This is a genomic window from Streptomyces sp. NPDC036764 (genome assembly GCF_055609385.1).
Map to the genome: position 1 here is coordinate 136855 of NZ_JBVJPT010000007.1, position 12918 is coordinate 149772.

Sequence of the window (12918 nt, forward strand, 5' to 3'; positions counted from 1 at the left end):
CGCAGACCATGTTCGACACGGTCCTCGTGGCCAACCGGGGCGAGATCGCCGTCCGCGTGATCCGCACGCTGCGCTCGATGGGCGTGCGCTCGGTGGCCGTCCACTCCGACGCGGACGCCGACGCCCGGCACGTCCGGGAGGCCGACACGGCGGTACGCATCGGTCCGGCGCCGGCGGCCGAGAGCTATCTGTCGGTGGAGCGACTGCTGGAGGCGGCGGCCCGCACCGGCGCCCAGGCCGTCCACCCCGGCTACGGCTTCCTCGCGGAGAACGCGGGCTTCGCGCGCGCCTGCGCCGACGCCGGGCTGGTCTTCATCGGACCGCCCGCCGACGCCATCTCGCTGATGGGCGACAAGATCCGCGCCAAGGAGACGGTGAAGGCGGCCGGCGTCCCGGTCGTCCCGGGCTCCAGCGGCAGCGGGCTCACGGACGCCCAACTCGCCGACGCCGCCCGCGAGATCGGCATGCCGGTGCTGCTCAAGCCGTCGGCCGGCGGTGGCGGCAAGGGCATGCGGCTGGTGCGGGACGCGGCCGTGCTGGGCGACGAGATCGCCGCCGCCCGCCGCGAGGCCCGCGCGTCCTTCGGCGACGACACGCTCCTCGTCGAGCGGTGGATCGACCGGCCCCGGCACATCGAGATCCAGGTCCTGGCCGACGGCCACGGCAACGTCGTCCACCTCGGCGAGCGCGAGTGCTCCCTGCAGCGCAGGCACCAGAAGATCATCGAGGAGGCGCCCAGTGTGCTCCTCGACGAGGCCACGCGCGCGGCGATGGGCGAGGCGGCCGTGCAGGCGGCACGCTCGTGCGGCTACCGGGGCGCGGGCACGGTCGAGTTCATCGTGCCGGGCGGCGACCCGTCCTCGTACTACTTCATGGAGATGAACACCCGCCTCCAGGTGGAACACCCCGTCACCGAACTCATCACCGGCCTCGATCTGGTGGAGTGGCAACTGCGGGTGGCGGCGGGTGAGCCGCTGCCGTTCACGCAGGACGACGTACGGCTCACCGGCCACGCGATCGAGGCCCGTATCTGCGCCGAGGACCCCGCGCGCGGGTTCCTGCCCTCCGGCGGCACGGTCCTCAGGCTGCGCGAGCCCCAGGGCGACGGCGTGCGCACCGACTCCGGGCTCAGCGAGGGCACGGAGGTCGGCAGCCTGTACGACCCGATGCTGTCCAAGGTGATCGCGTACGGTCCCGACCGCGCGACGGCGCTCAGGAAGCTCCGGGCCGCCCTCGCGGAGACGGTCACGCTGGGCGTGCAGACCAACGCCGGGTTCCTGCGGCGACTGCTCGCCCATCCGGCGGTCGTCGCGGGCGAGTTGGACACGGGGCTGGTCGAGCGCGTGGTGGACGACCTGGTCAGCACGGACGTACCGGAGGAGGTGTACGAGGCGGCGGCGGCCGTACGGCTTCAGGCGCTGCGACCGGCGGGCGAGGGCTGGACGGACCCGTTCTCGGTGCCGAGCGGCTGGCGGCTCGGCGGCACCGCGCGGCCGGTGAGCTTCCACGTGCGCGTGCAGGACCCGGTGGAGTGCGCGCCGCGCGGCTCCGCGACCGTCACGGACGACGGCGTGTCCGTGACCCTCGACGGCGTACGGCACACCTTCCACCGCGCCGCCGACTGGCTGGGCCGCGACGGCGACGCCTGGCACGTGCGGGACCACGACCCGGTGGCCGCCTCGCTCACCGGAGCCGCCCACGCGGGCGCCGACTCGCTCACCGCGCCCATGCCGGGGACGGTGACGGTGGTGAAGGTCGCCGTGGGGGACGAAGTGGCCGCCGGACAGAGTCTGCTGGTGGTGGAGGCGATGAAGATGGAGCACGTCATCTCCGCCCCGCACGCCGGCACGGTCGCCGAACTGGACGTCACACCCGGTACGACGGTCGCCATGGACCAGGTCCTGGCGGTCATCACCCCGGCGGAGGAGGACTGATGACGCTGCCCATGACGGTGCCGGCCACGGACCTGCCCGCCCGTGTCCGCATCCACGAGGTCGGCGCGCGCGACGGCCTGCAGAACGAGAAGTCGACCGTACCGACCGAGGTCAAGGCGGAGTTCGTCCGCCGGCTCGCCGACGCGGGACTGACGACGATCGAGGCGACGAGCTTCGTGCACCCGAAGTGGGTGCCCCAACTCGCGGACGCCGAGGAGCTGTTCCCGCTCGTCTCGGGCCTGGAGGGCGTGCAGTTGCCCGTCCTGGTCCCCAACGCCCGCGGGCTGGACCGCGCCCTGAGCCTGGGCGCCCGGCGTATCGCCGTCTTCGCGAGCGCCACGGAGTCCTTCGCCAAGGCCAACCTCAACCGGACGCTGGACGAGTCGCTGGGCGTCTTCGACCCGGTCGTGCGCCGCGCCAAGGACGAGGGGCTGCACGTGCGCGGCTACGTCTCCATGTGCTTCGGGGACCCCTGGGAGGGCGCGGTCCCGCTCCACCAGGTCGTCCGGGTCTGCAAGGCGCTCGTCGCGATGGGCTGCGACGAACTGAGCCTCGGCGACACCATCGGCGTCGCGACGCCGGGCCATGTACTCGAACTCCTCTCCCTCCTGAACGAGGAGGGCGTGCCGACGAACGTCATCGGCGTGCACTTCCACGACACCTACGGCCAGGCGCTCGCCAACACCTATGCCGCCCTGGAACACGGCGTCACCACGATCGACGCCTCCGCCGGCGGCCTGGGCGGCTGCCCGTACGCCAGGTCCGCCACCGGAAACCTCGCCACGGAAGACCTCGTGTGGATGCTGCGGGGCCTCGGCATCGACACCGGAGTCGACCTCGACCGTCTCGTCGCCACCAGCGCGTGGATGGCCGAACAACTGGGCCGACCCAGCCCGTCCCGCACCGTACGAGCCCTCTCCCACAAGGAGCAGTGAACAGCCATGAACCATCGTCTCTCCCCCGAACTGGAGGAACTCCGCCGCACGGTGGAGGCGTTCGCCCACGACGTCGTTGCGCCGAAGATCGGCGACTTCTACGAGCGTCATGAGTTCCCGTACGAGATCGTCCGGGAGATGGGCCGCATGGGCCTGTTCGGGCTGCCGTTCCCCGAGGAGTACGGCGGCATGGGCGGCGACTATCTGGCGCTGGGCATCGCGCTGGAGGAACTGGCCCGGGTGGACTCCTCGGTCGCCATCACGCTGGAGGCGGGCGTCTCGCTCGGCGCCATGCCGATCCACCTGTTCGGCACACAGGAGCAGAAGCGCGAGTGGCTGCCGCGCCTGTGCGCCGGCGAGATCCTCGGCGCCTTCGGCCTCACCGAGCCCGACGGCGGCTCCGACGCGGGTGCGACACGCACCACGGCCCGCCTCGACGAGTCGACGGACGAATGGGTGATCAACGGCACCAAGTGCTTCATCACCAACTCCGGTACGGACATCACGGGCCTGGTCACGGTGACCGCGGTGACCGGCCGCAAGCCCGACGGCAAGCCGCTGATCTCGTCGATCATCGTCCCGTCCGGCACGCCGGGCTTCACGGTCGCCGCCCCCTACTCCAAGGTCGGCTGGAACGCCTCGGACACCCGTGAGCTGTCGTTCCAGGACGTCCGCGTCCCGGCGGCCAACCTGCTGGGCGAACAGGGCCGCGGGTACGCCCAGTTCCTGCGCATCCTGGACGAGGGCCGGATCGCCATCGCGGCGCTCGGCACGGGCCTGGCGCAGGGCTGTGTGGACGAGTCGGTGAAGTACGCCAAGGAACGCCATGCCTTCGGCCGCCCCATCGGCGCCAACCAGGCCATCCAGTTCAAGATCGCCGACATGGAGATGAAGGCCCACACGGCCCGCCTCGCCTGGCGCGACGCGGCCTCGCGCCTCGTCTCCGGCGAACCCTTCAAGAAGGAGGCGGCCCTGGCGAAGCTCTACTCGTCGACGGTCGCCGTGGACAACGCCCGGGACGCCACCCAGATCCACGGCGGCTACGGCTTCATGAACGAGTACCCGGTCGCCCGCATGTGGCGCGACTCCAAGATCCTGGAGATCGGCGAGGGCACGAGCGAGGTGCAGCGGATGCTGATCGCCCGGGAACTGGGGCTGGTGGGCTAGAGCACCCGACATGTGCCGGGGACATCTGACGACAAAGTGCCCGATGTCCCTCCGCCAGCATGTGACACAGCAGCAATATCAATTCCCCAATAAATCAAGGGTTGTTACGATCACTCGGCTCACGCGGCGAGAAGTTCCGGGGCGCCGCTTCATCCGTGTTTGACCAACATTGGGGATCTGTCATGCGCTTGAGCCGAAAGCTCGCTTCCCTTGGCGTGACCGCCGCCGCCACGGCGGGTCTGGTAATCGGGGTGGCCCCGCAGTCGAATGCCGACGCGGCGCTTACCTGCCCCGACTCCCAGACGTACTGCATGGTGTTCTACTACAACACAGGTCAGGCCGGTTCCCGCACCGTGTTCCGCGGGTTCGACCACTACAGCCTTAACGGCTACACGTTCCTGGGCGCCGGCGCCGGAAAGGGCCAGGCCGTCAAGAACAACGCCGCCTCCGCGCTCAACCTGGCTCCCTACAACCTGGTGATCTACTACAACAGCAACCTCGCGGGCGCCTGCGACGCCCTGGATGAGTTCGGGTCCGCGCACCAGCTCAAGAACACGTACAACAACAACGCCTCCTTCGGGTACGGCCGTTACGACGGCAACTGCTACAAGTTCTGATCCGCGTGCGACGCCTGGCACCCGCGTGCCTGGCCCTGGCCGCCGCCCTGCTCGGCTGCTCCTCCGGGAGCGGTCCGAGCGAGGGCGGCGGCCCGGCCGGGGCCGCCAAGAATCCCGCCGCATCGAGCGGCACCGCGGCAGAGCCGCAGGTCAACTATGTCGACCGGCTGCCCATCGCCCGCTACAGCTACACCGATACCGAGACAGCCGCGATCGAGTCCGCGCAACAGGTTCTGACGCAGCGCTGTCTGCGCACGTTCGGTATCTCCTACGAACCGTCGAAGCCGGACACCGAAAACTCACCGCCCGCCGACCGCCGCTACGGGCTGGCCAGCGCGAGCGAGGCGGCCCGCCTCGGGTACCACGCCGACCTCGGCCCCCTGCCGCCCGGACCCGACCTCCCGAAGGACGCCCTCCAGGTGTTCTACGGAAACCGGGGCGCGGCGCAGGGCAGTAGCGAAAGAATCACGTACAAGGGGAAAGAGGTGCCCTCGAACGGCTGCTTCGGCCAGTCGGTCGCACAGCTCTCGAAGGAGTATGACGATCCGGCAGGGGCGAAGATCGCACGCCGTATCTCCACGCAGAGCTACGAGGATTCCCTCGCCGACCCGTCGGTGAATGAGGGATTCCGGAAATGGTCCGCCTGCATGCGGAGTTCTGGATTCCGATACTCGTCTCCGCTTGACCCCTTCAACAACAAGGCATTCCAGGGGGAGGAGATTTCCGCGAAGGAGAAGGAGACCGCGGTCGCGGATGTGCGCTGCAAGGAAGAGACCGGGCTGCTCGATATCTGGTTGAAGGTCGAATCCGGCATCCAGCAGGCGGACATCGACAAGGACGGCGCGGCCTTGAAGAAACTCCGCACGGCCCACCGCGAGAAGGTGGAGGCGGCACGGCGCATCGTCGCGAAGGGCTAGGGCAAACCCAGGTCCCGCTGCAGGAGACCCCTGGGCACCGGTGACACCTGCCACACCGGCCCCGCCTCTGGACAAGTGCTGAGGTTAGGCTAACCTACCTTCGAATTGTCCGGCGGGTGATCCGCCCTGTTCGAAAGCAGCGTATCCATGCCCAACGCCAGAGCCACCCACCTCACCCGCCGCGGCATCCTCGCCGCGGGCGGCGCCCTCGGCCTCGGGGCCGTGCTGGCAGCGTGCGGGGACGACGACGGCAAAAGCGGTGGTTCCGGTGAGGCCACGACCGCTGCCAAGTCCGGCCCCTGGACGTTCAAGGACGACCGCGGCACCACGGTGAAGCTCGACAAGGTCCCGACGAAGATCGTCGCCTTCGTCGGCGTCGCGGCCGCCCTGTACGACTACGGCATCGAGGTCAAGGGCGTCTTCGGCCCGACCAAGACGCAGGACGGCAAGGCCGACGTCCAGGCCGGCGACATGGACGTCAGCAAGCTGACGGTCTTCGGCAACGTCTGGGACCAGTTCAACGTCGAGCAGTACGCGGCGTTCGCCCCCGAGGTCCTCATCTCCACGACCTTCGACAGCGCCGGCACCCTCTGGTACGTCCCCGAGGCGTCCAAGGACAAGATCGCCAAGCTCGCCCCGAGCGCGGCCATCTCCGTCTACGACCGTCAGATCACCCAGCCGCTGCAGAAGATGTGGGAGCTGGCCGAGTCCCTCGGCGCCGACCTGAAGGCCGACAAGGTCGCCCAGTCCAAGAAGGACTTCGAGGCCGCGGCCGAGCGCCTGCGCAAGGCCGCCAAGTCGCGCCCCGAGATCAAGGTGATGGCCGGTTCCGCCAGCCAGGACATCTTCTACGTCTCCGGCACCAACCTCTCCATCGACCTTGAGTACTTCAAGGCCCTCGGCGTGAACTTCGTCGAGCCGCCGGAGAGCGCCAAGAAGGAGGGCGGCGGCTGGTTCGAGAGCCTGAGCTGGGAGAACGTCGACAAGTACCCGGCCGACATCATCATGATGGACGACCGCACCTCGACGATTCAGCCGAAGGACATCACCGAGGCGACCTGGAAGAAGCTGCCGGCGGTCAAGGCCGGTCAGGTCATCGCCCGTTCGCCCGAGCCGATTCTGTCGTACGCCAAGTGCACGCCGCTGCTGACCAGCCTGGCCGAGGCCATCGAGAAGGCCAAGAAGGTCGCCTGAGAGAGAGCCGCTTGAGGTCGTGGGGCGACTGCGGGCCGGTTGTGGCCGGTCGCGCGGTTCCCCGCGCCCCCAAGACAGGCCGGCTTCCCTGACGTCGATTCAGGAGTTACCCCATGACCACCGCCGTAGCCGCTCCGTTCCGTTTCTTCTCCCTCCAGGTCGTACGGACGAGGCGGCTCGGTCCGTCTCTGGTACGGGTCTCCTTCGCCGGGGAGGACCTGAGGCACTTCTTCTCCGACGGATGCGACCAGTCCCTGTCGCTCTTCCTGCCGCATCCGGGGCAGAGCGAGCCGCAGGTTCCCCTTGAGCTCGGTGACGGCTGGTGGCAGGGGTGGCGTGAACTGCCGGACGACGTGCGGGCCGTGATGCGGTCGTACACCCTGCGGGCGCTGCGCCGGGATCCCGACGAGATCGACATCGACTTCGTCCTGCACACCCCGGCCGGCCCCGCCTCGCACTGGGCCTCCCGTGCCGCCGCCGGTGACCGGGTGCTGCTGCTCGGTCCCGCCGTCGCCGACAACCGCGCCATCCGGTTCCGGCCGCCGCAGGACACCGATCTGGTGGTCATCTGGGGCGACGACACCGCCGTACCCGCCGTCTCCGCCATCCTCGAAACCCTGCCGGCCGGCACTCGGGCGCAGGTGTGGCTGGAGGTGCACGACGCCGGGGACATCCAGGACCTGGTGACGGTGGCCGACGCCGGGATCACCTGGCTGGTCGAGGACGGCCTCGACGCCGTCCGCGCCGCCGAACTCCCGCCCGCCGAGCGTCCGTACGTCTGGATGGCCGGTGAGTCCGGCCGCGTGAAGGCGATGCGCCGGCACTTCGTCGGTGAGCGCGGGATCGACCGGCGCCGGGTGACGTTCGTCGGTTACTGGCGCCAGGGGATGACCGAGGAACAGCTCCGCGCCGCCGAGTAGTTACGACCGGGAGCCACGTGATCACAGTCACGGTCGAGGCTGCCCTGATTCCGTGTTACTTAGGTTAGGCTAACCTAAGTTCACGCACGCATCCCCCGCACCACACGGCCCGTCCCCACCGGAGGACCTCCCCATGCGCTCGCACCTGCTCAATGACACGACCGCGGAGCGGTACCGCAGCTCCGTGACCGAAGGTATAGAGCGGGTGGCAGCCAAACTCGCCGCCACCGACAGTCCGTTCACCGGTGTCACCGTCGACGCCCTCGCCCCGGCCATCGACGCGATCGACCTCGACAAGCCGCTGCACGACACCGCCGCGGTGCTCGACGAGTTGGAGGACGTCTACCTCCGGGACGCGATCTACTTCCACCACCCCCGCTACCTCGCCCACCTCAACTGCCCCGTCGTCATCCCGGCGGTGCTCGGTGAGGCGATCCTCTCCGCCGTCAACTCCTCCCTGGACACCTGGGACCAGTCGGCCGGCGGCACCCTCATCGAGCGCAAGCTCATCGACTGGACGACGGCCCGCATAGGTCTCGGCGAGAACGCCGACGGCGTCTTCACCTCGGGCGGCACGCAGTCCAACCTCCAGGCGCTCCTGCTCGCCCGTGAGGAGGCCAAGAGCGACAGCCTGGCCAAACTGCGCATCTTCGCCTCCGAGGTCAGCCACTTCAGCGTGAAGAAGTCGGCGAAACTGCTCGGTCTGGGACAGGACGCCGTCGTGTCCATACCCGTCGACCACGACAAGCGCATGCAGACCGTCGCGCTCGCCCACGAGCTGGAGCGCTGCAGGAAGGACGGTCTGGTGCCCATGGCCGTCGTCGCCACCGGCGGCACCACCGACTTCGGCTCCATCGACCCGCTGCCCGAGATCGCCGAGCTGTGCGAGCAGTTCGGCACCTGGATGCACGTCGACGCCGCCTACGGCTGCGGCCTGCTCGCCTCGCTGAAGTACCGCGGCCGCATCGACGGCATCGAGCGCGCCGACTCGGTCACGGTCGACTACCACAAGTCCTTCTTCCAGCCGGTGAGTTCCTCCGCCGTACTGGTCCGCGACGCCTCGACCCTGCGCCACGCCACCTACCACGCGGAGTACCTCAACCCGCGCCGCATGGTGCAGGAGCGCATCCCCAACCAGGTGGACAAGTCCCTGCAGACCACCCGCCGCTTCGACGCCCTCAAGCTGTGGATGACCCTGCGCACGATGGGCGCCGACGGCATCGGGCAGCTCTTCGACGAGGTCTGCGACCTGGCCGTCGAGGGCTGGAAGCTGCTGGCCGCCGACCCGCGCTTCGACGTGGTCGTCGAGCCCACGCTCTCCACCCTCGTCTTCCGCTACATCCCGGCCGCCGTCAAGGACCCGGCCGAGATCGACCGCGCCAACCTGTACGCCCGCAAGGCGCTGTTCGCCTCCGGTGACGCGGTCGTCGCGGGCACGAAGGTCCAAGGCCGCCACTACCTGAAGTTCACCCTGCTCAACCCCGAGACGACGACCGAAGACATCGCCGCCGTCCTCGACCTGATCGCCGGCCACGCCGAGCAGTACCTGGGAGAGTCCCTTGACCGCGCGTCCTGAAAACCCGACCAGAACCCATGACTTCGTGGGGATCGGGCTCGGCCCGTTCAACCTCGGTCTCGCCTGCCTGACCGAGCCGATCGACGAGCTCGACGGCGTCTTCCTGGAGTCGAAGCCCGACTTCGAGTGGCACGCGGGCATGTTCCTGGACGGCGCCCACCTCCAGACCCCGTTCATGTCGGACCTGGTCACCCTGGCCGACCCGACGTCGCCGTACTCCTTCCTGAACTACCTGAAGGAGAAGGGCCGGCTGTACTCGTTCTACATCCGCGAGAACTTCTACCCGCTGCGGGTCGAGTACGACGACTACTGCCGCTGGGCCGCGAACAAGCTGAGCTGCATCCGCTTCGGCACGACGGTGACGGAGGTGACGTACGAGGACGGCGTCTACGTCGTGAAGAGCGCCGACGGTGACGAGTTCCGCGCCCGTCATCTCGTCCTCGGCACGGGCACCCCGCCCTACATACCCGAGGCCTGCCGGGAGCTCGGCGGCGACTTCCTGCACAACTCCCGCTATCTCCAGCACAAGGCGGAGCTGCAGAAGAAGGAGTCGATCACGCTGGTCGGCTCCGGGCAGTCCGCGGCCGAGATCTACTACGACCTGCTCAGCGAGATCGACGTCCACGGCTACCGGCTGAACTGGGTCACCCGCTCGCCGCGCTTCTTCCCGCTGGAGTACACCAAGCTCACGCTGGAGATGACGTCGCCGGAGTACGTCGACTACTTCCGCGAGCTGCCGGAGGCGACCCGCTACCGGCTCACCGCCGAGCAGAAGGGCCTGTTCAAGGGCATCGACGGCGACCTGATCAACGAGATCTTCGACCTGCTCTACCAGAAGAACCTCGGCGGCCCGGTCCCGACCCGGCTGCTCACCAACTCCTCGCTGAACGGCGCGCGGTACGAGAACGGCACGTACACCCTGTCCTTCCGCCAGGAGGAGCAGGGCAAGGACTTCGAGCTCGACTCGCAGGGCCTGGTCCTGGCCACCGGCTACAAGTACGCCGAGCCGGAGTTCCTCAAGCCCGTGCGCGACCGCCTGGTCTACGACTCACACGGCAACTTCGACGTCGCCCGCAACTACGCCGTCGACGTCACCGGCCGCGGCGTGTTCCTCCAGAACGCCGGCGTCCACACGCACAGCATCACCAGCCCGGACCTCGGTATGGGCCCGTACCGGAACGCGTACATCATCCGCGAGCTGCTCGGCACCGAGTACTACCCGGTCGAGAAGACGATCGCGTTCCAGGAGTTCTCCGTATGAGCATCGGCACGTTCACCATCCGCGCGCTCGACCCGCTCAAGGACGCCGAGCTGCTGCACCGCTGGGTCACCGACCCCAAGGCGGCGTTCTGGATGATGCAGGACGCCAAACTCCAGGACGTCGAGCGCGAGTACATGCGCATCGCGGCCCATGAGCACCACCACGCCTACCTGGGCCTGCACGACGGCGAACCGGCCTTCCTGATGGAGAGCTACGACCCCCGCTACGTGGAGCTGGTCGGCCTGTACGAGCCCGAGCCCGGCGACGTCGGCATGCACTTCCTGGTCGCCCCCACCGACCGCCCGATCAGCGGCTTCACCAGGGCCGTCATCACCGCCGTGATGGACGAGCTGTTCGCCGACCCGCGCACCCGCCGGGTCGTGGTGGAGCCCGACGTCGGCAACAAGGCCGTACACGCGCTGAACGAGGCCGTCGGCTTTGTGCCCGTCCGTGAGATCGACAAGCCGGAGAAGCGCGCGCTGCTGAGCTTCTGCACGCGCGATCAGTTCTTGTCCGCCCGAGGAGTAGCTGTATGACCCTGTCCGACGCCGTAGCGCATCTGTCCCCCCACCGCTGGGCGCGGGCCAACCGCCTCCTGATCCGCAAGGCCCTCGCCGAGTTCGCGCACGAGCGGCTCATCACGCCGGAGTCCACCGGTGCCGGCGAGTACGTCGTGCGCAGCGACGACGGTCTGACGCGGTACACCTTCAAGGCGGTGATCCGGGCCCTCGACCACTGGCAGGTCGACGCCGACTCGATCACCCGGCACCGGGACGGCGCCGAACTCCCGCTCGCCGCCCTGGACTTCTTCATCGAGCTGCAGAAGTCCCTGGGCCTGAGCGACGAGGTCCTGCCGGTCTACCTGGAGGAGATCTCCTCCACCCTCTCCGGCACCTGCTACAAGCTCACCAAGCCGCAGGTCCCGGTCGCCGACCTGGCCGGGTCCGGCTTCCAGGCCATCGAGACCGGCATGACCGAGGGCCACCCCTGCTTCGTGGCCAACAACGGACGGCTCGGCTTCGGCATACACGAGTACCTGTCGTACGCCCCCGAGACCGCGAGCCCGGTCCGGCTGGTGTGGCTCGCGGCCCACCGCTCGCGCGCCGCGTTCACGGCCGGCGTCGGCATCGAGTACGAGACCTTCGTACGCGACGAGCTGGGCGCGGAGACCGTCGAGCGCTTCAACGGCGTCCTGCGCGATCAGGACCTCGATCCGGCCGACTACCTCCTCATCCCCGTCCACCCCTGGCAGTGGTGGAACAAGCTCGCCGTCACCTTCGCCGCCGAGGTCGCCCGCCGGCACCTGGTCTGCCTGGGCGAGGGCGACGACGAGTACCTGGCCCAGCAGTCCATCCGGACCTTCTTCAACAGCTCCAGCCCCGAGAAGCACTATGTGAAGACGGCCCTGTCCGTCATCAACATGGGCTTCATGCGCGGTCTTTCGGCCGCCTACATGGAGGCCACGCCCGCGATCAACGACTGGCTGGCCCAGCTCATCGAGAACGACCCGGTGCTGCGCGAGACCGGCCTGTCGATCATCCGCGAGCGCGCCGCCGTCGGCTACCGGCACCTGGAGTACGAGGCCGCGACGGACCGCTACTCGCCGTACCGCAAGATGCTGGCGGCGCTGTGGCGCGAGAGCCCGGTGTCGTCCCTGCGCGACGGCGAGTCGCTGGCGACCATGGCCTCCCTCGTCCACGTCGACCACGAGGGCGCCTCCTTCGCCGGCGCGCTGATCGAGCAGTCGGGTCTGACGCCGGCGGAGTGGCTGCGCCGCTACCTGAAGGCGTACTTCACCCCGCTGCTGCACAGCTTCTACGCCTACGACCTGGTGTACATGCCGCACGGCGAGAACGTCATCCTCGTCCTGAAGGACGGCGTCGTGGAGCGGGCGATCTACAAGGACATCGCCGAGGAGATCGCCGTCATGGACCCGGACGCGGTGCTGCCGCCGACGGTGGAGCGGCTGCGCGTGGAGGTCCCGGAGGACAAGAAGCTCCTGTCGATCTTCACGGACGTCTTCGACTGCTTCTTCCGCTTCCTCGCCGCGAACCTCGCGACCGAGGGGATCCTGGAGGAGGACGACTTCTGGCGCACGGTCGCCGAGGTCACCCGGGACTACCAGCACTCGGTGCCCGAACTCGCCGACAAGTTCAAGCAGTACGACATGTTCGCGCCCGAGTTCGCGCTGTCCTGCCTCAACCGCCTCCAACTGCGCAACAACAAGCAGATGGTCGACCTGGCGGACCCGGCCGGCGCCCTCCAGCTCGTCGGCAACCTGAAGAACCCGATAGCGGGCCTGTAGCCACGGCCCCACACGGACAGGCGGGCACCCCGGGGTACGGTCCCCCGGGGTGCCCGTCGGCTTTGAGGCTTTGGCCTTTAGGGGCGCGGGGC

At 68.8% G+C, this 12918-nt stretch carries 11 protein-coding genes; all 11 read left to right on the plus strand.

What is annotated here, in order from left to right:
• Positions 1-8 precede the first annotated feature (8 nt).
• Entirely contained in the window at positions 9-1934 is a 1926-nt protein-coding gene (locus tag ACZ69Q_RS25505) for an acetyl/propionyl/methylcrotonyl-CoA carboxylase subunit alpha (RefSeq protein ID WP_471046339.1), read from the plus strand.
• Positions 1934-2869, plus strand: coding sequence for a hydroxymethylglutaryl-CoA lyase (locus ACZ69Q_RS25510; RefSeq protein WP_471045886.1), 936 nt, complete (start codon positions 1934-1936; stop codon positions 2867-2869). Before ACZ69Q_RS25505 ends, ACZ69Q_RS25510 begins: the two co-directional genes overlap by 1 nt.
• Before the next feature lie 6 nt (positions 2870-2875).
• Complete coding sequence (locus tag ACZ69Q_RS25515; RefSeq protein ID WP_471045889.1) at positions 2876-4036, plus strand: acyl-CoA dehydrogenase family protein; 1161 nt, start codon at positions 2876-2878, stop codon at positions 4034-4036.
• A 182-nt stretch (positions 4037-4218) separates the two neighbouring features.
• Positions 4219-4653, plus strand: a complete 435-nt coding sequence (locus tag ACZ69Q_RS25520) for a peptidase inhibitor family I36 protein (RefSeq protein ID WP_471045892.1) — start codon at positions 4219-4221, stop codon at positions 4651-4653.
• Between the two features lie 5 nt (positions 4654-4658).
• Positions 4659-5570: a hypothetical protein gene (locus ACZ69Q_RS25525; RefSeq protein ID WP_471045895.1), complete on the plus strand. Its 912-nt coding sequence runs from the start codon at positions 4659-4661 to the stop codon at positions 5568-5570.
• Between the two features lie 147 nt (positions 5571-5717).
• Positions 5718-6764 carry an ABC transporter substrate-binding protein gene (locus tag ACZ69Q_RS25530; RefSeq protein WP_471045898.1) on the plus strand — a complete coding sequence of 349 codons (1047 nt, stop codon included), beginning with the start codon at positions 5718-5720 and terminating at the stop codon, positions 6762-6764.
• A gap of 113 nt (positions 6765-6877) precedes the next feature.
• Positions 6878-7684, plus strand: a complete 807-nt coding sequence (locus ACZ69Q_RS25535) for a siderophore-interacting protein (protein ID WP_471045901.1) — start codon at positions 6878-6880, stop codon at positions 7682-7684.
• A 133-nt stretch (positions 7685-7817) separates the two neighbouring features.
• Complete coding sequence (gene desA / locus ACZ69Q_RS25540) at positions 7818-9260, plus strand: lysine decarboxylase DesA (RefSeq protein ID WP_471045904.1); 1443 nt, start codon at positions 7818-7820, stop codon at positions 9258-9260.
• Positions 9244-10521, plus strand: coding sequence for a lysine N(6)-hydroxylase/L-ornithine N(5)-oxygenase family protein (locus ACZ69Q_RS25545; RefSeq protein ID WP_471045907.1), 1278 nt, complete (start codon positions 9244-9246; stop codon positions 10519-10521). Before desA ends, ACZ69Q_RS25545 begins: the two co-directional genes overlap by 17 nt.
• On the plus strand, positions 10518-11057 hold the full coding sequence (locus tag ACZ69Q_RS25550; protein ID WP_471045910.1) for a GNAT family N-acetyltransferase: 540 nt from the start codon (positions 10518-10520) through the stop codon (positions 11055-11057). Before ACZ69Q_RS25545 ends, ACZ69Q_RS25550 begins: the two co-directional genes overlap by 4 nt.
• Positions 11054-12826, plus strand: coding sequence for an IucA/IucC family protein (locus ACZ69Q_RS25555; RefSeq protein WP_471045913.1), 1773 nt, complete (start codon positions 11054-11056; stop codon positions 12824-12826). Before ACZ69Q_RS25550 ends, ACZ69Q_RS25555 begins: the two co-directional genes overlap by 4 nt.
• Positions 12827-12918: the final 92 nt, after the last annotated feature.